This is a genomic window from Pseudomonas sp. JV245A (assembly GCF_032424515.1).
Classification (GTDB): Bacteria; Pseudomonadota; Gammaproteobacteria; order Pseudomonadales; family Pseudomonadaceae; genus Aquipseudomonas; species Aquipseudomonas protegens.
This window is the reverse complement of record NZ_VYKE01000010.1, coordinates 38768-62755: the sequence shown is the minus strand read 5'-3', so window position 1 is coordinate 62755 and position 23988 is coordinate 38768. Positions and strand designations below refer to the sequence as shown.

Annotated in this window: 25 protein-coding genes and 1 pseudogene; 9 read left to right on the top strand and 17 right to left on the bottom strand. The window is 63.2% G+C overall.

From position 1 onward, the window contains the following. Positions 1 to 7: 7 nt before the first annotated feature. From F6S12_RS05125 to F6S12_RS33715, 9 genes and pseudogenes are all read right to left on the bottom strand, one after another. Entirely contained in the window at positions 8 to 742 is a 735-nt protein-coding gene (locus F6S12_RS05125) for a hypothetical protein (RefSeq protein ID WP_072450274.1), read from the bottom strand. A gap of 48 nt (positions 743 to 790) precedes the next feature. Then, positions 791 to 1471, bottom strand: coding sequence for a C39 family peptidase (locus F6S12_RS05120; protein ID WP_041118296.1), 681 nt, complete (start codon positions 1469 to 1471; stop codon positions 791 to 793). A 64-nt stretch (positions 1472 to 1535) separates the two neighbouring features. Next, positions 1536 to 2528: a hypothetical protein gene (locus F6S12_RS05115; protein ID WP_041118295.1), complete on the bottom strand. Its 993-nt coding sequence runs from the start codon at positions 2526 to 2528 to the stop codon at positions 1536 to 1538. A 63-nt stretch (positions 2529 to 2591) separates the two neighbouring features. Beyond that, positions 2592 to 3170, bottom strand: a complete 579-nt coding sequence (locus F6S12_RS05110; protein ID WP_053151751.1) for a hypothetical protein — start codon at positions 3168 to 3170, stop codon at positions 2592 to 2594. A gap of 1 nt (position 3171) precedes the next feature. Then, the gene (locus tag F6S12_RS05105; protein WP_152686226.1) at positions 3172 to 3618 is read right to left on the bottom strand and encodes a hypothetical protein; all 447 of its coding nucleotides are present in this window, start codon (positions 3616 to 3618) and stop codon (positions 3172 to 3174) included. A 328-nt stretch (positions 3619 to 3946) separates the two neighbouring features. Further along, positions 3947 to 4471, bottom strand: a complete 525-nt coding sequence (locus tag F6S12_RS05100) for an AAA family ATPase (RefSeq protein WP_169891594.1) — start codon at positions 4469 to 4471, stop codon at positions 3947 to 3949. Next, the gene (pnuC, locus tag F6S12_RS05095) at positions 4468 to 5031 is read right to left on the bottom strand and encodes a nicotinamide riboside transporter PnuC (RefSeq protein ID WP_011061403.1); all 564 of its coding nucleotides are present in this window, start codon (positions 5029 to 5031) and stop codon (positions 4468 to 4470) included. Before pnuC ends, F6S12_RS05100 begins: the two co-directional genes overlap by 4 nt. Before the next feature lie 89 nt (positions 5032 to 5120). Continuing rightward, the gene (locus F6S12_RS33720; RefSeq protein WP_370059502.1) at positions 5121 to 5855 is read right to left on the bottom strand and encodes a methyl-accepting chemotaxis protein; all 735 of its coding nucleotides are present in this window, start codon (positions 5853 to 5855) and stop codon (positions 5121 to 5123) included. Positions 5856 to 5978: 123 nt separating this feature from the next. Next, positions 5979 to 6665, bottom strand: a pseudogene (locus tag F6S12_RS33715) (cache domain-containing protein); the annotation flags it as partial. A gap of 384 nt (positions 6666 to 7049) precedes the next feature. Between F6S12_RS33715 and F6S12_RS05085 the strand changes: the two are divergent. Then, a complete protein-coding gene (locus tag F6S12_RS05085; RefSeq protein WP_011061401.1) occupies positions 7050 to 7880 on the top strand; it encodes an undecaprenyl-diphosphate phosphatase in 831 nt (276 codons plus the stop codon). Then, the gene (locus tag F6S12_RS05080; protein WP_065364105.1) at positions 7877 to 8299 is read left to right on the top strand and encodes a DUF1294 domain-containing protein; all 423 of its coding nucleotides are present in this window, start codon (positions 7877 to 7879) and stop codon (positions 8297 to 8299) included. The genes F6S12_RS05085 and F6S12_RS05080 overlap by 4 nt, the downstream gene beginning before the upstream one ends. Here the strand turns inward: F6S12_RS05080 and F6S12_RS05075 are convergent. Together F6S12_RS05075 and F6S12_RS05070 are read right to left on the bottom strand one after the other, a co-directional pair. Further along, positions 8296 to 8640 (bottom strand): MmcQ/YjbR family DNA-binding protein, encoded by a 345-nt coding sequence (locus F6S12_RS05075; protein ID WP_169891849.1) that lies wholly within the window; start codon positions 8638 to 8640, stop codon positions 8296 to 8298. The genes F6S12_RS05080 and F6S12_RS05075 overlap by 4 nt on opposite strands. Before the next feature lie 11 nt (positions 8641 to 8651). Then, the gene (locus tag F6S12_RS05070; RefSeq protein WP_152686225.1) at positions 8652 to 9560 is read right to left on the bottom strand and encodes a LysR substrate-binding domain-containing protein; all 909 of its coding nucleotides are present in this window, start codon (positions 9558 to 9560) and stop codon (positions 8652 to 8654) included. Between the two features lie 133 nt (positions 9561 to 9693). On the opposite strand from F6S12_RS05070, the gene F6S12_RS05065 reads away from it, so the two are divergent. Together F6S12_RS05065 and F6S12_RS05060 are read left to right on the top strand one after the other, a co-directional pair. Further along, positions 9694 to 10305: an FMN-dependent NADH-azoreductase gene (locus F6S12_RS05065; protein ID WP_053151749.1), complete on the top strand. Its 612-nt coding sequence runs from the start codon at positions 9694 to 9696 to the stop codon at positions 10303 to 10305. A gap of 254 nt (positions 10306 to 10559) precedes the next feature. After that, positions 10560 to 11597 carry an alpha/beta hydrolase family protein gene (locus F6S12_RS05060; protein ID WP_011061396.1) on the top strand — a complete coding sequence of 346 codons (1038 nt, stop codon included), beginning with the start codon at positions 10560 to 10562 and terminating at the stop codon, positions 11595 to 11597. Between the two features lies 1 nt (position 11598). On the opposite strand, the gene F6S12_RS05055 is transcribed toward F6S12_RS05060, so the two are convergent. The 3 genes from F6S12_RS05055 to F6S12_RS05045 all read right to left on the bottom strand — a co-directional run bounded on the left by F6S12_RS05055 (position 11599) and on the right by F6S12_RS05045 (position 15689). Next, positions 11599 to 12786: an MFS transporter gene (locus F6S12_RS05055; RefSeq protein WP_161467127.1), complete on the bottom strand. Its 1188-nt coding sequence runs from the start codon at positions 12784 to 12786 to the stop codon at positions 11599 to 11601. A 332-nt stretch (positions 12787 to 13118) separates the two neighbouring features. Then, on the bottom strand, positions 13119 to 14705 hold the full coding sequence (locus F6S12_RS05050; RefSeq protein WP_011061394.1) for an ABC-F family ATPase: 1587 nt from the start codon (positions 14703 to 14705) through the stop codon (positions 13119 to 13121). Between the two features lie 249 nt (positions 14706 to 14954). After that, positions 14955 to 15689, bottom strand: a complete 735-nt coding sequence (locus tag F6S12_RS05045) for an alpha/beta fold hydrolase (protein ID WP_053158645.1) — start codon at positions 15687 to 15689, stop codon at positions 14955 to 14957. Positions 15690 to 16048: 359 nt separating this feature from the next. On the opposite strand from F6S12_RS05045, the gene lpxO reads away from it, so the two are divergent. From lpxO to F6S12_RS05030, 3 genes are all read left to right on the top strand, one after another. Beyond that, positions 16049 to 16948, top strand: coding sequence for a lipid A hydroxylase LpxO (gene lpxO / locus F6S12_RS05040; protein ID WP_077934160.1), 900 nt, complete (start codon positions 16049 to 16051; stop codon positions 16946 to 16948). Positions 16949 to 17170: 222 nt separating this feature from the next. Continuing rightward, on the top strand, positions 17171 to 17539 hold the full coding sequence (locus F6S12_RS05035; protein WP_077934159.1) for a hypothetical protein: 369 nt from the start codon (positions 17171 to 17173) through the stop codon (positions 17537 to 17539). A gap of 77 nt (positions 17540 to 17616) precedes the next feature. Further along, positions 17617 to 18768: a PQQ-dependent sugar dehydrogenase gene (locus F6S12_RS05030; protein WP_065364102.1), complete on the top strand. Its 1152-nt coding sequence runs from the start codon at positions 17617 to 17619 to the stop codon at positions 18766 to 18768. A gap of 72 nt (positions 18769 to 18840) precedes the next feature. Here F6S12_RS05030 and F6S12_RS05025 read toward each other — a convergent pair whose 3' ends face one another. Continuing rightward, on the bottom strand, positions 18841 to 19947 hold the full coding sequence (locus F6S12_RS05025; protein WP_015635683.1) for a GNAT family N-acetyltransferase/peptidase C39 family protein: 1107 nt from the start codon (positions 19945 to 19947) through the stop codon (positions 18841 to 18843). Positions 19948 to 20040: 93 nt separating this feature from the next. Here F6S12_RS05025 and F6S12_RS05020 point away from each other — a divergent pair, with 93 nt between their 5' ends. Continuing rightward, on the top strand, positions 20041 to 21627 hold the full coding sequence (locus F6S12_RS05020; protein WP_015635682.1) for a RimK family alpha-L-glutamate ligase: 1587 nt from the start codon (positions 20041 to 20043) through the stop codon (positions 21625 to 21627). A 6-nt stretch (positions 21628 to 21633) separates the two neighbouring features. On the opposite strand, the gene map is transcribed toward F6S12_RS05020, so the two are convergent. Then, complete coding sequence (gene map / locus F6S12_RS05015; protein WP_011061387.1) at positions 21634 to 22398, bottom strand: type I methionyl aminopeptidase; 765 nt, start codon at positions 22396 to 22398, stop codon at positions 21634 to 21636. Then, positions 22395 to 22595 carry a ParD-like family protein gene (locus tag F6S12_RS05010; RefSeq protein WP_011061386.1) on the bottom strand — a complete coding sequence of 67 codons (201 nt, stop codon included), beginning with the start codon at positions 22593 to 22595 and terminating at the stop codon, positions 22395 to 22397. The genes map and F6S12_RS05010 overlap by 4 nt, the downstream gene beginning before the upstream one ends. A 295-nt stretch (positions 22596 to 22890) precedes the next feature. Here F6S12_RS05010 and ilvA point away from each other — a divergent pair, with 295 nt between their 5' ends. Beyond that, a complete protein-coding gene (gene ilvA / locus F6S12_RS05005) occupies positions 22891 to 23928 on the top strand; it encodes a threonine ammonia-lyase, biosynthetic (protein WP_077934158.1) in 1038 nt (345 codons plus the stop codon). Positions 23929 to 23988 lie beyond the last annotated feature (60 nt).

Sequence of the window (23988 nt, the reverse complement as noted above, 5' to 3'; positions counted from 1 at the left end):
TTCAAGATCAGAATTTGCGTAGAGCGTTGAGCGTACTCAAATTACAGTCCAAAGCACCGGTGCTGGGACCGTTGTTCCTGAGCACCACATTGAGCTGTGTCATGTTGTTCACCAGGTTGCTGTTACCCATCAACTGGGTGTTCTGCAGCAAATTGCCCTGGGCCACTTGCTGCAAGGCACTGCCCTGGTTGCCACTGGCCTGAATGGCCATCTGGATGCCACCGTTGAGGGCCGACACCGCCACACTGCCGGCGGCGTTGCTGCCGGTGATGGTCTGGCCGCTGATCAATGCCTGCCCCACGCCGGCCGCCAGTGCCGGCGCCTGATTGGCTTCTGTGACATTGATATTGATGTTGTTGTAGGCCGAGTTGCCGTCGCCGGCGGCCCTTACGCTCTGGGTTACGCCCTGGCCGCTGGCCAGCCCTGCGCCGCCGATCACGTTGCCGGTCCCGGGCGGGGGCGTAGTGCCGTTGCCGGTCTGGGTGATGGTGGAGACGTAGAATTCCGGTTTGATGGTGGCTTGCTGGATCTGCAGCGAGGTGGTCGCACCGATCAGGTCACCGCTGGCGTTGCGCCAGGTACTGCTCATGACAATGCCGAAGCTGATAATCCGCCCCGGCATCACGTAACGGCCCCGTAACTGCGATAACTCCTGATCCTGGATGAGTTCGGGCTTGAAACCAGCATGGGCTGGAAGAGCTGCTGCCAGGCAGGCGGCTGCCAGCCAGTATGAAGTCTTCATCTGCTTGCTGCTCCCGGAGCGTCCTGCCCCTTTATAGTGTTTGCGCTTCTAGAAGAAGTCGCTCTGGATGAAACCGAAGTCCATCAAGTCCGCGTCCCTGACCGGGTAGAAGTTATCGAGCTTGTTCTTCGCGGTCAGTGGGGCTGGCGGGTCGAGCAAGGCGTTGGCCTTGTCGTAGCCAGGGCCGATGATGGCGAACACGATACCGTTCCAGCCTTTGACGAAGTCATCATGGGTGTAGCGCTTGTGGCCCAGCACCGGATCACCGATATAGACCCAGCCTTTCTGCGCCCGCTGCATCACCACGAAGTGCTTGTAGCCGCGAATCTCCATCAGTACCACCACCGGGATGGTCACCGCCTCGAGCTTGTCTGGCGGAATCCGGTAGCCCCGGGCGCGCATGCCGATGCTTTCCACGTAGCGCTTCATGTCGAGCATGGAGAACCCCTGGGTACGCACCAGGTTCTGGTCCGAGTTCACCAGCATGCCCTTGATGACGTGCTCTTCATCGACATCGAGCCAGTAGGCCTGGCGCAGAATGGTCGCCAGCGCGGCAGCGCCGCAGCTGAAGTCGGTTTTCTGCTCGACGATGTCGCTGAACTTGCGCTCGCGCACGCTCTGCACCTGTTTGAAGATCAGGTTGCCACCGGGCAGGCCGGCCACCGCCATCTGTGCGGCCTGGACGGGGGCGCAGAGGCACAGCAGGAGAGAGAGGATCGCAGTACGCATGATCGTTACGCCTTGGTCGGACTGTGGAAAAGCCCCGTTTCCGGGGCTTTCGTTACGATCGCGATTACATGCAGGCTTTGCAGCCAGCGGCGATGGACAGCGAGTTGCTTTGTTGGTTGCCCACACCGGCCGAGACGTTGGCGCCGCCGTTGCCGGAGAAGCCGTTCATCGAGTTGGTCATGCTGGCGTTGTTGACCACTGGGTTTTTCCAGCCGTCTTTGGTCAGCACTTGCTGGGTCCAGTAGCCAGCCAGTTCGATAGTGCCTTGTTCTTTGAAGGTGAGTTTCTGATCGTCGTTGCCGTGGCCTTTGTTGTCGCCATAGCCATGGCCGCTGCCATGATCGTCGCCACCTTCGATTTTGCCGCTGCCGGTGCCTTTGTAGGTGCCAGAGGCTACGAAGCCGCCAGTGAGGGTGTCTTTTTTGTAGGCCTGGACACCTTTGTTGTCTACGACCAGGTTGGTCGATTGCTGGTTGGCCGAAGCAGCGGCAGTGGCTACGCGGCCACCGGAAACGGCAATGGCCAGGTTGTTTTTCTGTTGGTTGAAGTCGCCGGCGGTCACGTTGATGCCGATGTTGCCGGAACCGTTGTTGCCGGAGTTGTTGAGCACGGCGTTGTTCTGAGTCGAGGAGTTTTTCACGTAGTTGTTGTTGTTGACCTGGGTGGCGCTGGAAGCGGCCACGGCACTGCCGAAGATGAAGCTTTCGTCAGCGGTTGCCAGGGCAGCGGCATTGTCTTGTTGGTTGCCGTCGCCGGCGGCGACGTTGGCACCCATGTTGCCGTTGGAGTTGTTCAGGGAGTTGTCGGCCTTGGCGTTGTTGTTGGTGCCCTGGTTTTTCACTACGTTGGTGTTGCTGTTCTGCACGTCGATGACTGCGGCACCGGCTCCAGCGGTGATTTGCAGCAGAGTGCTGAGGTCCGGACCTTGATCGTGATCGCCATGGCCGTTGCCATGACCGCCGTTGTTACCATGATCGTTACCACCTGCCTGAGCAGCCATTGCCATGACGGCGGCCAGTGCGAAAACCAGTGGTTTGAGAGCCATTGTAGGTTTCATGGTGTTTCTCCGGTGCTTATTAGTTGGTTAAGTGTTGGTACTTTCTAATTGCACTACGAGGGGTCAATCTGCGACCCGGATGCTCAGGGTGTTAGCCATTCGGTTCCCCACCCCGGCACTCTGGTTCACCTGAATCACTCCACGGCTGCCGGTGAAGGCCTGGTCGCTGGTAACGACCTGGCGGCTGCCTTGTTGAGTGCCAGTTGCTCCTGAGTCTGGTAACAGCGCCACGTTCTGTTGCGACAGGGCGCTGTCGTCAATGCTTTGCGGATTGGCACTGATGCTGATCCGCAGGGCATTGGCCATCTGGTTGTTGGCCCCGGCCGACTGGTTCACGCCCAGTGCGCCGTTGCCGTTGCTGAAAGAGTTGCCGCCGATGGTGCTGCTGGCGTTGACCGCGCGGCTGGCGGCGGTGGTGATCTTCTGGGTCACGCTGGTGGTTGCCGTGGCGTTGGTGCCGATGGCAATGGCCCGTACGTTGGTCTGTTGCTGCTGGTCGCCGGCGGCCTGGTTGACGTTGAAGTTGCCGGTATAGCCTGCGCCGGAGTTCTGGATGTTCGAGGTAGCGGTGACTGGGCTGGCCGAGTCGGCCATGGCCCCGGTGCAGGTCAGCAAGGCGAGGAACAGCAGGGAGCGACTCATGTTATTGCCCTCCAATGTTGCTCAAGGGAGCCATGCCGGAGCTGATGCTGCGGTTGATCGAGTTGGAGATGCTGGCGCCCGCACCGCCGCCATGGCCGGCGGACATGCCGGGCAGGCCGTTGTTGTTGGTCAGCACATTCATGCCGGGTACACCGGCGCTGCCGGACAGCACCGTGCCGCGGACCAGCGCTCCGGTCTTGATTCCGGCAAAGTCGCCATCGCTCATTTCATTACTGGTCATCTGATTGACCAGGACCGACGGGTTGGTGTTGACCTCGATGGGGTTGGGGTCTTTTTGCAAAGGTGCGCGGCCGATGGGCTGCGCCTGGACGGTGCGCTGGATAATGATTTCGCCATTCCCCGCAGCCATCACCGGAAGGCTGTACACCGCGCTGACGGCGCAGCCGATCAGCAGTAGGCGGGTGAAACTTTTATTCAGCGTCCCCACGGCGGTATTCCTTCTTCTCAGTGCTGGCCCTAGCCGGCGTTGCGAGGAAGAGAGCAGAAGCCGTGCCGCTTTTTGTTTCTTTTTAAGATTCAACGGCTTGCGAACGCTGCGGGGCGTCGGCTTTCGGGACTGTTTCAGGGATGAGACACCTACCCCCGACGGCCATTGGCCATAACCGGGGCAACGCTCTGGAACAGGGGTTGCTGCGGGGGTGTATCAGGGGCTTAACAGTTTGCCCGGCCGTGGGCGCCACCGCGGAAAATGGCGGCCTGATGGCCAGGCAGGTGTTTCAGGGATGGACACTTGTGGTCCTGCGGCACTGCACCTATCACGCTTGCAGCAGTTGCCGGACCTGCTCGAAGGCCTGTTGCCGGCGGGCTTGCCAGTCGCCGCCAATGATGCGGTACGGCTGGCGGTGTTGCTCCAGCCAATGGCGGGTAGCCTCGAAGAACGCCAGGCGTTCTGCCAGTTGTGGCTGGCAGCGCTGGCCGTCGTCGCTCCAGGCCACATCTTCCGGCGACAGCAGCAGGTGCAGGTCGTAGTGGCGGGCCAGCAGTTGGGGTTCCAGCCACGGCGGGCAGTCGCCGAACAGGGTCTGGCTCCAGAGTTGGTTGCTTAACAGGTGGGTATCGAGAATCAGCAGTCCAGGTTGCTGGGCGCGGGTCTGATCTTCCCAGGCGAGCTGGCCCCGGGCGATCTCGGGAATGTCCGCCAGGCAGGTGTCGCGGCCCTGCTGCTCGATGAAGTGGCGCACGTATTCGCCCACCTGGATGCCACCGAAGTGGGCTTGCAGCTCGCTCGCCAGCCAGCTCTTGCCGCTGGATTCGGGGCCGGTCAGTACCAGGACCTTCACGACTGCAGGGCCGGGTCGGCGCGCCAGGCTCGCCAGCCCTGGACGGCCAGCAGGGTGAACAGGGCATACAGCGCCGCCGTCAGGTAGAGCTCCTTGTAGACGAACAGCCCGACGAAAATCACGTCCACGGCAATCCACAGCGGCCAGCATTGCACGCGCTTCTGCGCCATCCACCACTGCGCCACCAGGCTGAAGGCGGTCAAGGCGGCGTCCAGCCAGGGCTGCGCGGCGTCGGTCCAGTGGGCCATGGCAGCCCCCAGCAGCAGGCTGCCCATTGCGCCCAGGGCCAGCCCCTGTAGCAGGCCGCTGGACTGCAACTGGCTGACCGGCCGCCCCTGGTGCTGTTCGCCGCCCCGGGTCCACTGCCACCAGCCATAGAGCTGCAGCACCGCGTAGACCACCTGCAGGAGCATGTCGGAATAGAGCTTGACCTCGTAGAAGATCCAGCTGTACAGCAGCACCATGACCAGGCCGATGGGCCAGCACCAGGGGTTCTGTTTGACCGTCAGCCAGACGGCGATCACGCCGAGGGCGGCGGCAAACAGTTCAAGCCCGGACATGGCGGTTCCTTGGGGAAATGGAGGAGGGGGGCGATTGTACCCAGAGTCGGCCCCGGGCGTCAGTCCGGGGCCTTGGGTTCAGTGAGGGGTCAGACGCGGAACTGGCGCAACAGGCCGTTGAGTTGCTCCGACAGCTCCTTGAGGTGGCGGCTGGCGGCGCTGGAGTGCTGGGCCGCCAGGGCCGTGCCCTGGGACAGGCCGGCTGCCTGGCCGACGTTGTGGTTGATGTCTTCCACCACATGGGCCTGTTCCAGGGTGGCGCTGGCAATCGTCGCGTTCAGGCCGTTGAGGTTGCGCAGTGCCTGGCCGATGGCGTTGAGGCTGGCGCCGGCCAGCCCGGCCTGCTCGATGGTCAGTTGCGAGGCTCGGCTGCTATCGCCGATGACCTTGACCGCCGCTTCGGAGTGGTTTTGCAGGCGCTCGATCATGCCCTGGATTTCCGCAGTGGACTGCTGGGTACGCTGGGCCAGCAGGCGCACTTCGTCGGCCACCACGGCAAAGCCGCGCCCTTGCTCCCCAGCCCGGGCCGCCTCGATGGCAGCGTTCAGGGCCAGCAGGTTGGTCTGTTCGGCAATCGAGCGGATCACCTCCAGCACCGTGCCGATCTGGGTGCTTTCCGCCGCCAGGGTGCGGATCACTTCCACCGCCTGGTCGATGGTCACCGAAAGCTGGTCGATCTGCTGCAAGCTGCCGTCGATGTTGACCTGGCCCTGCTGGGCCTGGGCCTCGGCCTCGCGCACCTCGGTGGCGGCATGCTCGGCGTTGCGCGCCACATCCTGGACTGCGCTGGTGACCTGGCTGATGGCGGCCGCCACCTGTTCCATCTGCTGGGATTGCTGCTGGCTGCGCTCCTGGGCGTCGTTGGCGTTGCTACCCAGTTCGCTGGAGGACTGTTCCAGGGCTGCGGCGCTGGATTGCAGCTGCATCACCACACCGCGCAACTTGGCGGTAAAGCCGTTGAAGTGCCGGGCCAGTTCGGTGACCTCGTCCTGGCCGTGGGTGTCGAGGCTGCGGGTCAGGTCGCTTTCGCCGCTGGCGATGTTGGCCATGGCGTGCACCGTTTCGCGCAGCGGGCTGACAATGCTGCGCACGATCAGCACCACCAGGGCGGCCATCAGCAGGGCAATCACCAGGCCGATGGAGGAGGCGCGCAGTACCTGGGCGTAGAACTCGTCCTGCAGGTCGTCGATATAGACTCCGGAGCCGATGATCCAGCCCCAGGGCTGGAACAGCTGGATGTAGGAGGTCTTCTGGACCGGTTGTTCGGCGCCGGGCTTGGGCCAGCGGTAGTCCACCATGCCGCCGCCCTTGGCCTTGGCCAGGGTCACCATCTCGTTGAACACCTCGAAACCGTCCGGGTCCTTGACCGCGGCCAGGTTCTGCCCGTCGAGCTTGGGGTTGGCCGGGTGCATGATCATCACCGGCGTCAGGTCGTTGATCCAGAAGTAGTCATTCTGGTTGTAGCGCAGCCCGCGAATCACCTGCAGCGCCTGCTTCTGCGCCTGGTCGCGGGTCAGGCTGCCGGCGGCTTCCAGGCCCTGGTAGTAATTCAGTACGCCGGCGGCGGTCTGCACCACGTGCTGGGTCTTCTGCGCCTTGGCCAGGTACAGGTCCCCATGAATCTGCTTGAGCATCATCACGCCCAGGGTCACCAGGGTCAGCACCGCCACGATCAGGATCAGCCACAGGCGCTGACTGATGGACATCTTGCGTAAGCTATTCATCATCCGGTCACTCCAGATTCTTGTTCTTGTCATAAAAGGCCCGGAGCATCCAAGCACGCTGGCCTTCCAACGCCAACCCTACGGAAGTCCAATAACATCGCGGCGTGTTTTGCGCCTGTCTGCTAGGATTTCGGCGCCTTTGCCGAAAACCTGAACCTTTCTGAACTTTTCACATAATTTTCATGGGCTTGTGTTGATCTTACGAGCGCCGATTTCTCGGCTACGCTCGACGCAGCAAATGCTTTGACCAATTAAAAAGAGGCATGCCACGAGCATCGCCTCATGGGGGAATTGATGGATCTTTGGACCGCCGCACAGGCATTGATACTCGGGATTGTCGAAGGCCTGACCGAGTTTTTACCCATCAGCAGCACCGGACACCAGATCATTGTGGCCGACTTGCTCGACTTTGGCGGCGAGCGGGCGATGGCCTTCAACATCATTATCCAGTTGGGGGCGATCCTTGCGGTTGTCTGGGAATTTCGCCGCAAGATCCTCGATGTGGTGATCGGCCTGCCGACCCAGCCCAAGGCCCAGCGCTTCACGATCAACCTGTTGATCGCCTTCCTGCCGGCGGTGGTGCTGGGGGTGATCTTCGCCGACCTGATCCATGCCTACCTGTTCAACCCCATTACCGTGGCCACGGCCCTGGTGGTCGGCGGCCTCATCATGCTGTGGGCCGAGCGCCGGCAGCACCAGGTGCATGCCGAGACAGTGGACGACATCACCTGGAAGGACGCGCTCAAGGTCGGCTGCGCCCAGTGCCTGGCGATGATCCCGGGCACCTCGCGCTCGGGCTCCACCATCATCGGCGGTCTGCTGTTCGGCCTGTCGCGCAAGACCGCCACCGAGTTTTCGTTCTTCCTGGCCATGCCCACCATGGTCGGCGCCGCGGTGTATTCAGGCTACAAGTACCGCCATCTGTTCCAGCCCGATGACTTCCCGGTGTTCGCCATCGGCTTCGTCACCGCCTTTGTCTTCGCCATGATCGCGGTCAAGGGCCTGCTGAAGTTCATCGCCAGCCACAGCTACGCGGCCTTCGCCTGGTATCGCATTGCCTTCGGCCTGTTGATCCTGGCGACCTGGCAGTTCGGCTGGGTCGACTGGACGGCGGCCAAGCCATGAGTACGGCCCGGCGCCCGGCGCCCTCGGCCAGTGCTGCGCGGCTCCAGCATCCCCGGGCCAAGCTGCTGGCGTTCGTCCTGCTGTGCGGGTTGCCGCTGTTCGGTTCGCTGTCGCTGTGGTGGAAGGGGATTTCGCTCATTCCCCTGATCGCCTATGGCGCGGTCAGCCTGCTGGCCTTCCTGGTCTACTGGCACGACAAGCGCCGGGCCCAGGCCGAGGGCCGGCGCACCCCGGAGAACGTCCTGCATGCCCTGGAACTGGCCGGTGGCTGGCCCGGGGCCTTGCTGGCCCAGCAGCTGTTGCGCCACAAGACCCGCAAGGTCTCCTACCAGTTGGTGTTCTGGCTGATCGTGGCCTTGCACCAGGTGTTCTGGATCGACCGGCTGTTCCTGGAAAGCAGCCTGCTGAGCCTGTTCTAGAGCAGCAAACCCACCTGAACCCGCTTGGGCAGCTTGCTCACCACCAACTGGTGAGAGCGCTGCAGCAGCGCCTCGAGCTCCGAGGCGCCCAGGGGGTAGGGGGTGTTCATGATGATCCAGTGCGCCCGGGCCAGGTAGGGCGCCGGCGCAATGCCCGGGCGGTCGACATGGCCGAGAAACAGCTCCTGATCGACCTTGAAGGCCAGCGAGTCGCCCCGCAGGTGCTGCACGGCGAACATCTTGTTGCCGGCAATCGAGAACACCCGCACACCGCCCCACTTGTAGTCTTCCCGCGCACCCGGCAGGCCCAGGCAGAATTGCGCCACTTGCTCTTCATTCAAGGTTCGAGCTTTCACAGCAGTCGTTCTCCGCAGCGTTCGAAGGATTCACTCAGGTGCTCGATCCAGGCGCGCACGGCCGGCATCACACCCCGGCGGTGAGGATACACGGCCTGCAGCCAGCCGCCGGGCAATGCCCATTGCGGCAGCATCTGCACCAACTGGCCGCTGGCCAGTTCCTCCTCGCAATACAGCATGGGCAGCACAGTGCAGCCCTGGCCGGCGAGGGCACAGGCACGGCGCACGATGAAGTCGTCGATGCCCAGGCGTGCCTCCAGGGCCAGGTCGCAGGCCTGGCCTTGCTGGTCGAGCAGGCGCAGGTGCACCAGGCGGTCGGCCTCCAGGGCGCCGAGAATCGGCACGCGCCGCAGGTCTTCCGGATGCTCCACCGGGTACTGCCGGAGGAAGTCTGGGGTCGCCACGATCGCCGTCTGGGCCCGGCGCAGGCGCCGGGTCACCAGCAGCGGGTCTTCGTCGCCCAGCTCACGCACCCGCAGGGCGACGTCCACACCCTCGTTGATCAGGTCGACACGGCGGTTGAGCAGGAGCATTTCCAGCTGCACCTGGGGGTACTTCTCCAGAAAGCTGCTGACCAGCGGTGTCAGCAGTTCGTGGGCCAGGCCCACCGGGCTCGACACCCGCAGGCGCCCCCGGGGTTCGCTGGCCATGCTGGCCACGGCTTCGTCGGCCATCTCCGCTTCCAGCAGCATGGCCTGGCAGTGGCGCAGGTAACGCTCGCCCACGGCAGTCAGGCTCAGTTGCCGGGTGGTGCGTTGCAGCAGCCGGGCGTTGAGGCGTTCTTCAAGCTCGGCGATACGCCGTGACAGCCGCGATTTGGGAATGCCCAGCAGGCGTCCGGCGGCGGCGAAGCCACCGGCTTCCACCACCTTGGCGAAGTAATAGAGGTCGTTGAGGTCTTGCATGATGATTTTTCGCTCGATTGTCCTGCTGATGGGACGAACTATCGCATTTATGCCGGCTAATCAGCTATTGGTTTCATCTGTAGGATTGCCCACATCCGATCGCCCAGTGGCGGTCCTCACTTGGAGATCCCAGATGAAACTCTTGCATATCGATTCCAGCATTCTTGGTGACAACTCGGCCTCCCGTCAGCTCAGCCACAGCGTGGTCGAGGCCTGGAAAGCCGCTCATCCGGCCACCGTGGTGACCTACCGCGACCTGGCCAATGACGCCATCAGCCACTTCTCCGCCGCCACCCTGGTGGCTGCCGGAACCGCCGCGGAGCTGCGTGACGCCGCGCAGAAGCATGAGGCCCTGCTCAGCGCTCAGGCCCTGGCCGAATTCAAGGCTGCCGATACCGTGGTAGTCGCCGCGCCGATGTACAACTTCACCATTCCCACCCAACTCAAGGCCTGGATCGACCGCATCGCCGTGGCTGGCGAGACCTTTCGCTACACCGAAGCCGGCCCGCAAGGCCTGTGCGGCGGCAAGAAAGTGATTGTGGTGTCCACTTCCGGCGGCCTGCACGTGGGCCAGGCCACTGGGGTGGCTCACGAGGACTACCTGAAAGTGCTGTTCGGCTTCTTCGGCATCACCGATGTCGAATTCGTTCGCGCCCATGGCCTGGCCTACGGCGAGGAAGTACGCAGCAAAGCCATGAGCGACGCCCAGGCGCAGATCAGCCAGCAACTCTTCGCTGCCGCGTAAGGCTTGTGTAAAGAGCCTTTGCTGCACGGCAAGGGCCACTAAACTCTGTATTCTGCTCACCGCATGAAGTGGGCAGGGTGCGGAGTTTTTTTATTGTGGTGTTCAGGGTTTCTGGCCCGGGTTATGCAAGACACGGAGCAAGGCTCCCGGCTTGTGCATCCCTGGCTACGGCGTGGTACAGCTGCAAGGCCTTGGCGGCAAGGGATGGCAGGGGAGAACGGCTTTCTCGATCCGGCGGCAAAGGTGGGCGTGCGATGAAACGTCTTTGTGCAATGTTACTGATCTGCCTGCTCAGCAGCCTGCTTTCGGTGCAGGCCGCCCCTGGGCCGCATCCGCACTGGAGCGTGGGCTTTCACGAGATGAGTTTTCTCGACCCCCTGGACCGGCAACCGATGCGCGCCATCGCCTTCTACCCATCCACCGGTATCGAGCACGGCAGCCAGCTTGAGGGCTATCAGATCGCGGCTTCGCGGGATGCCAAGATCGCCATCGGCCGCTTCCCGATGCTGATGCTGTCCCACGGTAACACCGGCACCCCTCTGGCCCTGCATGACCTGGCCACCTCTCTGGCACGCAAGGGCTTTGTCGTGGTGGCGGTGATTCACCCCGGCGACAACTCCAAGGACCACAGCCGTCTGGGTACCCTGAGCAATCTGTACGGGCGGCCGATCCAGATTTCCGAAGCCATCACCGCAACCCTCGGCGACCCGATGCTGTCGCCCTTCGTCAATGCCGACCAGGTGGGGGTGATCGGCTATTCCGCCGGTGGCGAGACTGCGTTGATTCTCTCCGGCGCCACGCCGGACCTGGACCGCTTGCGGCGCTACTGCCAGGAGCGCCCCAATGACCGGGATGCCTGCAACACCCAGGGCGAACTGATCGTCGACCGCGACGACCTGCAACCGGTGGCCGACCCCCGGGTGCATGCCTTGATGCTGCTGGCCCCCCTGAGCCTCAAGTTCGGCCGCCAGACCCTGGCCGGGGTGCATGTGCCGGTGCTGCTCTACAGTGGTGATGGCGACCAGTTGGTGGCGCTGGACAAGAACGCCGCGGCCCTGGCGCGCAAACTGCCGGTGGCCCCGGACTTCAAGCTGCTGGCCGGCGCCGGGCATTTCGTGTTCATGGCGCCTTGTTCCGCACAGCAGATGGCCGCGATGCCGGCGCTGTGCACCGATGCCGACGGCGTCGACCGTGAAGACATCCACCGCAACCTGATTCTCGAAGCCGGCAACTTCTTCGCCCATACCCTGGGTCGGCCAAGCCGGGCCGGGATGCAGACCGCCGATCAATGACTCAGGCGCCGGCCCGGCGCTTGAGCATCAGGGTCAGGCCCAGGCCGGTCAGCGAGAGCAGGGCGGCGCAGAAGAAAATCCACGAATACCCCAGGTTCAACGCCACCGCGCCCATCAACGGCCCGGCGATGGCCAGTGCCAGGTCGAAAAACACCGCATAGGCGCTCAAGCCTGCGCCACGGCTGCTGTTGGGCACTTGCTTGATGGCCTCCACTCCCAGGGCCGGGTACACCAGCGACAGGCCGAAGCCGGTCAACCCGGCCCCCACCAGGGCCCAGCCGGTGGAGGGCGCCAGCCACAGCAGGGCCAGGCCCAGGGTTTCGACGCACATGCAGGCGATGGCCGAACGAAAGCCGCCGAAACGGCTGATGCAGGAGATGAACAGCAGCCGCGAAAAGATAAAGCACACGCCGAACACCGTCAGGCAATAGGCCGCGCCGGTCCAGCCGCGGCTGAGGTAGAACAAGGTGATGAAGGTGGTCAGGGTGCCGTAGCCGATGGAGGCCAGGCTCAGGCTGGCGCCAAAGGGCGCAATGCGCCCGAACACGGCCCAGAACGGCAGGCGCTCGCCGCGAATCACCGGCACCGAAGGCTTGTTGCGGATCAGCAGCAACGCCAGGATCGCCAGGCTCGACAAGGCGATGCCGAGGCTGACGAAACCGTATTGCTGGACCATCACCACCCCCAACGGTGCACCAATGGCGATAGCGCCGTAGGAGGCAATGCCATTCCAGGAGATAGACCGCGCGGTGTGCTCCGCGCCGACCTGGCCCATGCACCAACTGATGGTGCCGACCCCGATCAGGCCCTGGGCCACCCCCAGCAGCAGGCGCCCGCCCAGCAGCACGGCGAGGCTCAGCAGTGGCCACTGGACGAGCAGCACCGAAACCAGGGTCAGCACCCCGCTGAGCAGAATCCCCAGCAAGCCGTAGATGATCGAACGCTTGGTGCCCACGGTGTCCGACATGCGCCCGGCCATGGGCCGGCTGAGCAGGGTGGCCAGGTATTGCGCGCCAATGGTCAGCCCGGCGACCACCGCGCTGAAGCCCAGCTGTTCGTGGACATAACCTGGCAACACCGCGATCGGCAGGCCGATGCAAAGGAAGGCGATAAAGGTATAGAAGACGATGGAGACGATCTGCAGGGTGATCGCCATGGAGCTTTGAGCGGGCGTTTGTGGCTCGGGCATGAAGGCTCGTTCGCGGGCGGCGGTTAGAGGCCTGCATCATCGCGTGCCGTGAACATAAAAGAAAGCAGGCTAACTATCTATTCCCCGCACCCGGTAGGCGCTGGCAGGAGCGGTACAAGTCTTGCGGGTCTCTTCGCCGGCAAGCCGGCTCCTACAGAGGCCTGTGGGTTCGTGCAGGAACTGGCTTGCCAGCGAAGGCGCCCGCCGGGTGATGCAAGGCTGGCGGGCCTTTTCGTCGGCAAGCCGGCACCTGCGAGCGAAGGGGGCATACAAAAAAGCCCCGTCACACTGGACGGGGCTTTTTTGTTGTCGCTTACCGCTTGCCGCTGTCTTTAGAACATCACGCCCTGGCTGCGCAGGTAGTCGTCGTAGGTGCCGCTGAAGTCGGTCACGCCGCTTGGGCTCAACTCGATGATGCGGGTGGCCAGGGACGATACGAACTCACGGTCGTGGCTGACGAAGATCAGGGTGCCCGGGTAGTTTTCCAGGGCCAGGTTCAGCGCCTCGATGGATTCCATGTCCAGGTGGTTGGTCGGTTCGTCCATCACCAGCACGTTGGGCTTTTGCAGGATCAGCTTGCCGAACAGCATGCGGCCTTGCTCACCACCGGAAATCACCTTCACCGACTTGAGGATCTCGTCGTTGGAGAACAGCATCCGGCCCAGGGTGCCGCGGATCATCTGTTCGCCCTGGGTCCACTGGCCCATCCAGTCGAACAGGCTGACGTCGTCTTCGAAGTCATGGGCGTGGTCCTGGGCGTAGTAGCCCAGCTCCGCGCTTTCGGTCCACTTCACTGTGCCGGCGTCCGGGGTCAGCTCGCCCACCAGGGTGCGCAGCAGAGTGGTCTTGCCGATGCCGTTGGGGCCGATGATCGCTACGCGCTCGCCGGCCTCGACGGTGAAGCTGAAGTTCTGGAACAGGGTCTTGCCGTCGAAACCCTTGGACATGCGCTCCAGGGTCACCGCCTGGCGGTGCAGTTTCTTGGTCTGTTCGAAGCGGATGAACGGGCTGACGCGGCTCGACGGCTTGACTTCGGCCAGCTGGATCTTGTCGATCTGCTTGGCCCGGGACGTGGCCTGCTTGGCTTTCGAGGCGTTGGCCGAGAAGCGGCTGACGAAGGTCTGCAGCTCGGCGATCTGGGCTTTCTTCTTGGCGTTGTCCGACAGCAACTGCTCGCGGGACTGGGTCGCGGCGATCATGTACTCGTCGTAGTTGCCCGGGAACAGGCGCAGCTCGCCGTAGTCCAGGTCGGCCATGTGGGTGCAGACGCTGTTCAGGAAGTGCCGGTCGTGGGAAATGATGATCATGGTGCTGTTACGCGCCGTGAGAATGTTTTCCAGCCAGCGGATGGTGTTGATGTCCAGGTGGTTGGTCGGTTCGTCCAGCAGCAGCACTTCCGGATCGGAGAACAGCGCCTGGGCCAGCAGAACTCGCAGTTTCCAGCCTGGCGCGACTTCGGTCATCGGGCCGAAATGCTGTTCCAGGGGAATGCCCAGGCCCAGCAGCAGCTCACCGGCGCGGGACTCGGCGGTGTAGCCGTCCATCTCGGCGAATTCGGTTTCCAGCTCGGCCACGGCCATGCCGTCTTCTTCGGTCATTTCCGGCAGCGAGTAGATGCGATCGCGCTCGGCCTTGACCTTCCACAGCTCCTCGTGGCCCATGATCACGGTGTCGATCACGGTGAATTCTTCGTAGGCGAACTGGTCCTGGCGCAGCTTGCCCAGGCGCACGTTCGGTTCCAGCATGACCTGGCCGCCGGACGGCTCGAGGTCGCCACCGAGGATTTTCATGAAGGTCGACTTGCCGCAACCGTTGGCGCCGATCAGACCGTAGCGGTTGCCGCCGTTGAACTTGACCGAAACGTTCTCGAACAGCGGCTTGGCGCCGAACTGCATGGTGATGTTAGCTGTGGAGATCAATTACTTACCTACCAATGTTTTAGCGCCGACCTTAAATCCACAGGGCGCGATCTGGAGCCTTCCAGGTCGGACCGGTATGGGTGTGGAACTGAGCCAGCGGGCGTACGTCGAGCGCAACATTCCGGCCAAGAGGCCAGGTTGCTGAGCGAAGAGTGCGGGGTGCATGTTGAAATTTGCGCGCATTGTCGCATATGTAAACGAGCAGTTGTATGACACAGGGGCAGGGATTTTAGCGCGGGCAGACGATGTTCAACCCCTGACGGGCATGGCAGCCGCTTCCAGCAGGTCGTTCAGGAAGTGCTGCAATTGCGCCGCTGCCGCGGCCGGCGCGGCCTGGAGCAGGCAGTGGGGCGCCTCGATCTCCACCAGCCGGGCGTCGCTGCGCAGCTGCCGGACCAGGGCCGAAGCCGATGGGGGCACCAGGCGATCCTGGCGGGCCCGCAGGTACAGCAGCGGCACCCGGCTGGCAGCCAGGGCCTGGCGTACATCCACGGCGATCACCGCCTGCAACCGGGCCTGCAGTACCTGCGGCGCCACCTGGGCGATCGCCGCCGCCAGTGCCTGACGCAGTGCCGGGGTGGAAAAGCCGCCCAGCAGCAGGGCATCCATGGGCCAGAACGGCAGGCGCTGCACCGGCAGAACCTTGAGCAGGGGCTGCAAAGGCGCAAGGCGCGGGCGCGGATTGCGTACAAAGCTGCTGCACAGCACCAGGCCCATCAGCCCTTCGGGATTGCGGGCGGCCACGCTCACCGCCACCGGGCCGGAAAAGGACTCGCCCAACAGGATGAATCGCCGGTTCGTCGGCAATTGCGCCATCACTCGCTCCACCAGGGCCGGGTAGCCCAGGGGCTGATCGCCGGGATAATGCAAGACCTGTACCGGCCAATGCTGGCCCAGGGCCTGGAGCAGCGGTTCGAACAGGGTGCCGGTGCCATCCATGCCCGGCAGCAGCACCAGGGTTGGTGGGAGATTGGGGTCGATCAAGTCGGGAATCCTTGCCGAAGAGGAGAGGGCAGCGGCGCGCAGGATACCTCGGCAAGGCCTGGCAACACAGTCACTTGCGGGTCGCTACCGGCACCGAGCGGCTTTTGTTGAGCTGAATCAACAGCCGGCGCAATACCCGCATCTTTCAACGAAAGGAGCGCAGCTTTTAACAAATATGAGTTAACCATTGGTTACAAACTGTGGCTAAAATGCCAGCCGACGGCCAGATGCCGAGGGTCGAACCTGCGACGAAGAGCGTCGCCGGTTACGCTTTTTTCAACTCAGACGCTGCAATTTGCCTTTGGCCTTCCGGGCTTTCAGAGGCGCAGCATGTTCTCTTCTGACGTGTGACGATTTCCGTGAAACTCATCATTGCCGCTGTATACGTTTTATCCATTGCGTACGTACACCTGCGGGGGCGCGTGCGCCATAAACTGGGCCGCCAGCTCAGCGATCACTCGACCTTCCTGGCGCCCATCAACTGCTTCCTCTATCTGTTCTCCAAGTACCCCAACCGGCCGTACCTGGACCCGGCCGACTTCCCGGAGATGAACAAGCTGCAGGAACACTGGGAAGAGATCCGTGCCGAAGGCCAGAGCCTGCTACAGGCCGGCGAGATCAAGCGCTCGGACCAGTACAACGATGTGGGTTTCAACTCCTTCTTCAAGACCGGCTGGAAACGCTTCTACCTGAAGTGGTACGGCGACAGCCACCCTTCGGCGATGAAGCTGTGCCCACGCACCACCGAGCTGGTGCAGAGCATCGGTTCAATCAAGGCTGCGATGTTCGCCGAGCTGCCGCCTGGTTCGCGCCTGGTTCGTCACCGCGACCCTTATGCCGGTTCATATCGCTACCACCTGGGTCTTTCCACGCCGAACAACGAAGGCTGCTTCATCGAGGTCGACGGTGAGCGTTATCACTGGCGCGACGGCGAAGCGGTGATGTTCGACGAGACCTACATTCACTACGCGGAAAACACCACCGAGCAGAACCGCATCATTCTGTTCTGCGATGTCGAGCGGCCGATGAAGTACCGCTGGGCCGCTGCGTTCAATGGCTGGTTCAGCCGTACCGTGATGTCCGCCGCCGGCGCGCCCAACGATGCCGGCGACAAGACCGGTGGCCTGAACCGTGCCTTCAACAAGCTGTACAAGATCCGCTTGCGGGGCAAAGAACTGAAAAAGCGCAACCGCGCGCGCTACTACCTGGAAAAGTGGGCGATCTTCGCTGCACTGCTGTTGCTGTTCATCTACATCTGACGTTGCTCCCCCGCGGTGTAGGAGCGGGCTTGCCGGCGAACGCATCCTTGAGCCAGAGGCATGGCCAAAGGGCCCGTTCGCAGGCCAGCCAGCGCTTGCAGATGAAGGCACCGTGGATACCGGGTGTTACATGTTCTGAAGGATTATTTAGTTAACAAAGCCGAACCCTGGGCGTAGCGTGGAATCGAATTCGATACCTTGTCGCTCCTCAGGAGGCTTTTCATGAACGGTCTGGCTCGCGGGCTTGCCGCACTCATCGCGCTGGTCTGGACCAGCGGCGCGGCCTGGGCTGGCGCTCCTAAAGCACCTCCCACCCATCAACACCCTCTGCAATTGGCGCAGAACCTGCCCAGCAGCGGCAACAACGACCCCTACAGCAACCCCATCCGTCGCGCCAACCCCAACAGCATGCAGGGCACCCAGCCCAGCAGCCCGCCCGTGCGCGGCCCCAGCACCGCTCCGACCGGTCGCCCGCCAACCCTTGAGAACGGTGGCATCGGCAATGGCTACCCGCGTGGCGGGGTGCAGCGACCCAACCCTGATCCCCGGGTGCAAAGCCCCCGCGACAGCGATCCCGGCAACCGGCGCTGAAGCACTGTCCTGCCACCCTGGCGGCAGGTGCGAAACCTGCTACCGAGGATTTTCTCGATCGACAAAAGGAAGCGAGCATGTTGCGTAAAACCCTTATCGCCACCTTGTGCTCCAGCGTCTTGCTGGGCAGTGCCGTGCCCGCCATGGCCGCCACACCCCAGGCTTTTCCCAGTGAACAGGGCACGCTGAACCTGACTCCGGTGGCTGCCGGCCTTGACCATCCCTGGGCCCTGGCATTCCTGCCGGACCGCCAGGGCATTCTGGTGACCGAGCGCCCGGGCAACCTGCGGCTGGTCGGCGCGGACGGCAAGCTTTCGGCGCCCCTGAGCGGGGTGCCCAAGGTCTGGGCCAAGGGCCAGGGCGGCTTGCTGGATGTGGCGCTGTCGCCGGACTTCAAGCAGGACCGCATGGTGTATCTGTCCTATGCCGAAGGTGGCGGCGCGGGCGGGACTGCCGGCACCGCCGTGGGCCGTGGCCGTTTGAGCGATGACCTGAGCGGGCTCAAGGATTTCCAGGTGATCTTCCGGCAGGAACCCAAGCTGTCCACGGGCAATCACTTCGGTTCGCGGCTGGTGTTCGACCGCGACGGCTACCTGTTCGTGACCCTGGGAGAAAACAACGACCGGCCCACCGCCCAGGATCTGGACAAGCTCCAGGGCAAGATCGTGCGCCTGTACCCGGATGGTCGGGTGCCGGATGACAACCCTTTCGTCGGCCAGGCCGGGGTGCGCCCGGAGATCTGGAGCTACGGCCACCGCAACCCCCAGGGGGCGGCGCTCAACCCCTGGAGCGGCACCCTCTGGGAGAACGAACACGGGCCCAAGGGTGGCGACGAGATCAATATCATCGAGCGCGGCAAGAACTACGGCTGGCCTCTGGCGACCCACGGCATCAACTATTCCGGCCAGCCGATCCCCGAGGCCGTGGGCCAGACCGCGCCCGGCACCGTGGCGCCGCACCATGTGTGGGAGAAGTCCCCCGGCATCAGCGGCATGGCCTTCTATGACAGCGACCGCTTCAAGCCCTGGCAGCACAACGTATTCATTGGCGCCCTGGCCAGCCAGGAGTTGATCCGGCTGCAGTTCAACGGTGATCGGGTCGAGCACGAGGAACGCCTGCTGGGCGGGCTCAAGGCGCGTATTCGTGATGTGCGCCAGGGCCCGGACGGCTACCTCTACATCCTCACCGACGAGGACCAGGGCACGCTGTACAAAGTCGGCCTGCAATAGCCCCGGGCTCCCTTGCAGGCGCCGACAGGGGCCGCGCAAGGCTTGCGGGCCTCTTCGCCGGCAAGCCGGCTCCTACGGGTGGGCGCGCGCGGGGAAGAGGATCACCGCGGCGCGCAGTTTGCTGCTGCCGAAGCTGCACATCTTGGCGAACTCGCCGTGACTCACCGGCAGGTGCTGGCAGTCCAGGGGCTGGCGGTGCTGGCTGTGGTCGACATCCGGGTCGTGGAGGTAGACGAAGTCCTGGTCGCAGTCGGTGACTATCACCCAGTGCGGCGCCTTGGAGCGGGTCAGGCGATAGCTGCTGATCAGCACCAGGGGCTGGCCGCCTTCACGCAACAGGCCGGGCAGGTCCAGCGGCCCGCCGAGCACCTGCTGCACTTCGCTGGCATCCAGTTCCTTGCAGAACTCATCGTGGACCAGGCGCATGACGTCCTTTTTATGTTCGTCGCGCACGCCGTTGAGAAATAGCGGCCCGCTGCTGTTGACCTGCAAGCGCACGGCAAAACCGCGGCGCCAGGCCGCCAGGGCCAGGCCCTGGGGGCTGCAGCCACCATGGCCCGAGGTCATGAAGACGGTGGTGGCTTCACGCCAGATCTGCAGTTCCTCCCGACGCTCCAGGGGCCGTGAAGGTTGCAGGGCGCCCATGGCCATCAGCAGGCAGGCGGGGCCGCAGGTGAAGTCGGTGGTCTGCTGGTAATAGGGCACGCGGATGCTACGGGTCTCGCGGTGCTGGAGGATGCGCTTTTCCAGGCGCAGGGCGTCGGCGTGGTCCTGGTAATAGTCGGGGACCAGGGCGAAACGCCGGTAGCCGTTGCGCTCGTACAAGGCGATGGCCGCAGGGTTGTCGGTGCGTACCTCCAGGCGCAGGTAGGCGCAGTCATGCGCCAGGGCACAGGCCTCCATGCGTTGCAGCAGGCGCTTGCCCAGCCCCAGGCCCCGGGCGCTTTCGGCGATGGCCAGGGAATACAGGCGCGCCAGGGAGGTGCCGCGATGAAACAGCACCAGGGCATACCCCAGCACCTGCGCCTGCTGTTCGGCCACCAGCAGCTGCCCATGGGCGCGGCTGATCATCCACTGGAAGCTGCGCGGGGTCAGCCGGTCGCTGGTGAAACATTGCTCTTCCAGCGCCACCAGCGCCGGCAAGTCCTCGAGGGTTGCAGTGCGAAAGACAAGATCCATATGACCGCCGTAAAAGTTGCGTAATGAAACGAGACTTCAAAAAAAGTTCGTGCTTAATAGAAAGGGTCAGGTTCTTCAGCGAGAGCGAACTTTATGTCAGCGGTACAAGGTCATTGGCGAGAAGTATCCGGGCAAAGTTTGCCGGCGACAATCACTTCCTCAACTAATATTGCCCGGCTGGACAAAACCTCAAGCCAGGTAATCATTATTGTCGAACGCAAGGAAGACTGGGCCTCGTACTTTCCCAGCGACGACATCCTCACGGCCCAGGAGTACCTCGAACACAGCCGCGAAAGCGCGCCCGGCAAGCGCGTCCAGGTGATCAACCTGTGCCGCAGCTACAAGTACCTGGGGCATGGCTACTATTGCTCGCTATTGGCTGAAGCCCGCGGCCACCGGGTGATTCCCTCGGTGCGCACCATCAGCGAACTGACCCGCAAGGCGCTTTACGGGTTGGCCCTGGATGATCTCGACAAGAGCCTGGAAAAGGCCCTGAGCAATCATCTTTACCGCGATACCGAAGGCTTTACGCTGACCCTCTACTTCGGTCGAACTCATATAGAGCCCTTGCAGGAACTGGCTCGGCAATTGTTTGAACTCTTCCCTTGTCCGATCCTGTTAGTTGATTTCAAGCGAACTAACAGTTGGCACATCGAAGGCGTCAAGTCGGGGGCGCTGCATAAGTTGCGCGAAGATCAGGAAGATCAGTTCGCCAACTCCCTGGACAGTTTCAGCCGTAAGGTCTGGCGGGTTCCGCGCTCCCGGCAAGTGGCCCGTTATGACTTAGCCATTCTCCATGATCCCCAGGAACTGCTGCCGCCTTCCAACCCTCGGGCGCTGGAGAGTTTCATTCGCGTGGGCAAGGGCCTGGGCATCGATGTGGAACTGATCGAGAAGAAGGACTATTCGCGGCTGGCCGAATATGACGCGCTGCTGATCCGCGAGACCACCAGCGTCGACAACCACACCTACCGTTTTGCCAAGAAGGCCGAGAGCGAAGGGCTGGTGGTGATGGACGACCCGGCGTCGATCCTGCGCTGCACCAACAAGGTCTACCTCAGCGACCTGCTCAAGGGCCATCAACTGGGCATGCCCGCCACCGAGATTCTCTACAAGGAGCGACCGCAGGATTTCGAGCGGGTCGGCGAGCGCCTGGGTTTTCCCCTGGTGCTGAAGATCCCCGACGGCTGTTTTTCCCGCGGAGTGATCAAGGTCGAGAGCCAGCAGGCCTTGATGGAAGCCACCGCCGAGCTGTTCGAACACTCGGTACTGCTGCTGGCCCAGGAGTTCTTCTACACCGAGTACGACTGGCGCATCGGCGTGCTCAACCGCAAACCGATCTTTGCCTGCCAGTACTTCATGTCCAAGGGCCATTGGCAGATCTACAACCACAAGGCCAAGGGCCAGGACATCAACGGCGAGTGCCGCACCCTGGCGATCCACGAAGCGCCCCGGGCGGTGGTGGATCTGGCGGTGAAGACCGCCAACCTGATCGGCGACGGCCTGTATGGCGTCGATCTCAAGCAGTCCGGCGACAAGGTGGTGGTGATCGAGGTCAACGACAACCCCAACCTCGACGCCGGCATCGAGGATGCCTACCTGCAGGACGATCTCTATGCCCTGGTGCTGGAGGAGTTTGTCCGCCGCCTGGAGCTCAAGCGGCGCGGCCAGGCCTGGTAGGGGCCTTCATTGCGGTTGCAGGGTCAGCACCTCGAAGCCGTCCCGGGTCACCGCCACCGTGTGTTCCCACTGGGCCGAGAGGCCGTTGTCGCGGGTGACCACGGTCCAGCCATCCTTGAGCCCGCGGACCCGGGCGCTGCCCTGGTTGAGCATCGGCTCGATGGTGAAGACCATGCCCTCGCGCAGCTCCAGGCCGGTACCGGGGCGACCGAAGTGGAGGATTTGCGGCTCTTCGTGCATCTGCCGGCCGATGCCATGGCCGCAGTATTCACGGACCACGCTGTAGCCCTTGGCTTCGGCATGGGCCTGGATGGCATGGCCGATATCGCCCAGCCGGGCGCCGGGGCGCACCACCTTGATCGCCGCCCACATGGCCTCGAACGTGGTGTCCACCAGGCGCCGGGCCTTGGGCCCGACAGTGCCGATCAGGTACATCTTGCTGGAGTCGGCGATGTAGCCGTTCTTCTCCAGGGTGATGTCGATATTGATGATGTCACCGTCCTTGAGCACGGCCTTGGGGTGGGGCATGCCGTGGCACACCACCTCGTTGATCGAGGTGTTGATGCAGTAGGGGTAGTTGTACTGGCCCTTGCTGGCCGGGCGCGCCTTGAGTTCATGGCGGATCAGGTGTTCCACCGCGGCGTCCAGCTCCAGGGTGGACAGGCCGGGGGCGACAAAACCGTCGAGATAGGTGAACACCTGGGCCAGCAGCCGCCCGGCTTCGCGCATCAGCGCCAGTTGTTCCGGGGTCTTGATCAGGGCCTGGGTCATGCGCGCCCCCTGAGCAGGTCGGGTTTGTTCAGCAACAGCTTGTTGATCAGGTCGTTGTAGGCCAGGTGAGGGTTGAGTTCGGCCAGCAGGCCGATCTTCATCCAGAACTCGGCCTGGGCATTGATCGAGCGGTCCATGGCGGCGCTGGCCACGCGGATCTGCTCGTGCAGTTCATCGGAGATCTTGACGATGCCCATGGGGGGCCTCCCTTGAGGAAATATACGAATCATATATGTTTCGTATATTTGGCTTCAAGCCACGGTGCCCAATGGCAGACGTCGTCGTTCAAGGAGGCCGGGAAAAAAGCGTTGACCGGACCCTGCTGGCGCGAGTAATTTCCAGCCCATGACTTTCCCTGCATATCGTTCCCAGCCAAGCATTATTACCGCCATTCCTTATTGGCGGGCTTGCTGACGACTGCACCCAACCCGCCCTGGAGGCGGGTTTTTTCTCTCTGTCTCCCGGGCTTCGTACACAGCCAGGAGATCCACCATGAGTCGCCCCAGCCGTTCTGCCACCCCCCAGTCCAGTGCCGACATGGCGTTGCTGGAGCGCTACGTGAAGATGATTCTTGCGGCGCCGGTCTACGACCTGGCGATCCGTACGCCGTTGCAGGCGGCGCCGGCGCTGTCCGAGCGGCTGGGCAATCAGATCCTGCTCAAGCGCGAAGACCTGCAACCGACCTTTTCCTTCAAGATCCGTGGCGCCTACAACCGCCTGGCGCACCTCACCCCGGAGCAGAAGCTGCGCGGAGTGGTCACCGCGTCCGCCGGCAATCATGCCCAGGGCGTGGCGCTGGCGGCGCGGGAACTGGGGATCAAGGCAAGCATCGTGATGCCCGCCAGCACCCCGGAACTCAAGGTGCTGGGGGTGCGCAGCCGCGGCGCCGAGGCGATCCTGCATGGCCAGAGCTTTCCCTTCGCCCTGGAGCATGCCCTGGATCTGGCCCAACGCACCGGCAGTACCTTTGTTTCACCCTTTGATGATCCCCATGTGATTGCCGGGCAAGGCACCGTGGCCATGGAGATCCTGCGCCAGCAGCAGGGCGAACTGGACGCGATCTTCGTCCCGGTCGGCGGTGGCGGGCTGATCGCCGGGATCGCCGCCTATGTCAAATACCTACGGCCACAGATCCGCATCGTTGGCGTCGAGTCCGAACATTCCAACTGTCTGCAACAGGCCCTGGCGGCAGGGCAGCGGGTGGTGCTGCCTGAAGTGGGAACCTTTGCCGACGGCGTTGCGGTGGCGCAGATCGGTGAGCATGGTTTCCAGATCTGCCGGCATCACGTGGATCAAGTGATCAGCGTCAGCAACGACCAGCTGTGTGCGGCGATCAAGGACATCTACGACGATACCCGCTCCATCACCGAACCCTCGGGCGCCCTGGCGGTGGCGGGCATCAAGGAATACGTGGCGCAAAGCGGCGTCCGCGGCCAGACCCTGGTGGCGATCGACTCGGGCGCCAACATCAACTTTGACAGCCTGCGCCACGTCGCCGAACGCGCCGCCCTGAGCAACGCCGCCTTGTAGGAACAGACCTGCCAGCGAAGGCGTCCGGCACAGCGATGCAAGCTTCACCGGCAAGCCGGC

Bases quoted from the DNA above. Each gene is read 5' to 3' on its own strand.
- F6S12_RS05125 (WP_072450274.1), bottom strand. From the start codon at position 742: ATGAAGACTTCATACTGGCTGGCAGCCGCCTGCCTGGCAGCAGCTCTT.
- F6S12_RS05120 (WP_041118296.1), bottom strand. From the start codon at position 1,471: ATGCGTACTGCGATCCTCTCTCTCCTGCTGTGCCTCTGCGCCCCCGTC.
- F6S12_RS05115 (WP_041118295.1), bottom strand. From the start codon at position 2,528: ATGAAACCTACAATGGCTCTCAAACCACTGGTTTTCGCACTGGCCGCC.
- F6S12_RS05110 (WP_053151751.1), bottom strand. From the start codon at position 3,170: ATGAGTCGCTCCCTGCTGTTCCTCGCCTTGCTGACCTGCACCGGGGCC.
- pnuC (WP_011061403.1), bottom strand. From the start codon at position 5,031: ATGTCCGGGCTTGAACTGTTTGCCGCCGCCCTCGGCGTGATCGCCGTC.
- F6S12_RS33720 (WP_370059502.1), bottom strand. From the start codon at position 5,855: ATGGAACAGGTGGCGGCCGCCATCAGCCAGGTCACCAGCGCAGTCCAG.
- F6S12_RS05085 (WP_011061401.1), top strand. From the start codon at position 7,050: ATGGATCTTTGGACCGCCGCACAGGCATTGATACTCGGGATTGTCGAA.
- F6S12_RS05080 (WP_065364105.1), top strand. From the start codon at position 7,877: ATGAGTACGGCCCGGCGCCCGGCGCCCTCGGCCAGTGCTGCGCGGCTC.
- F6S12_RS05070 (WP_152686225.1), bottom strand. From the start codon at position 9,560: ATGCAAGACCTCAACGACCTCTATTACTTCGCCAAGGTGGTGGAAGCC.
- F6S12_RS05065 (WP_053151749.1), top strand. From the start codon at position 9,694: ATGAAACTCTTGCATATCGATTCCAGCATTCTTGGTGACAACTCGGCC.
- F6S12_RS05060 (WP_011061396.1), top strand. From the start codon at position 10,560: ATGAAACGTCTTTGTGCAATGTTACTGATCTGCCTGCTCAGCAGCCTG.
- F6S12_RS05055 (WP_161467127.1), bottom strand. From the start codon at position 12,786: ATGCCCGAGCCACAAACGCCCGCTCAAAGCTCCATGGCGATCACCCTG.
- F6S12_RS05035 (WP_077934159.1), top strand. From the start codon at position 17,171: ATGAACGGTCTGGCTCGCGGGCTTGCCGCACTCATCGCGCTGGTCTGG.
- F6S12_RS05030 (WP_065364102.1), top strand. From the start codon at position 17,617: ATGTTGCGTAAAACCCTTATCGCCACCTTGTGCTCCAGCGTCTTGCTG.
- F6S12_RS05025 (WP_015635683.1), bottom strand. From the start codon at position 19,947: ATGGATCTTGTCTTTCGCACTGCAACCCTCGAGGACTTGCCGGCGCTG.
- F6S12_RS05020 (WP_015635682.1), top strand. From the start codon at position 20,041: ATGTCAGCGGTACAAGGTCATTGGCGAGAAGTATCCGGGCAAAGTTTG.
- map (WP_011061387.1), bottom strand. From the start codon at position 22,398: ATGACCCAGGCCCTGATCAAGACCCCGGAACAACTGGCGCTGATGCGC.
- F6S12_RS05010 (WP_011061386.1), bottom strand. From the start codon at position 22,595: ATGGGCATCGTCAAGATCTCCGATGAACTGCACGAGCAGATCCGCGTG.
- ilvA (WP_077934158.1), top strand. From the start codon at position 22,891: ATGAGTCGCCCCAGCCGTTCTGCCACCCCCCAGTCCAGTGCCGACATG.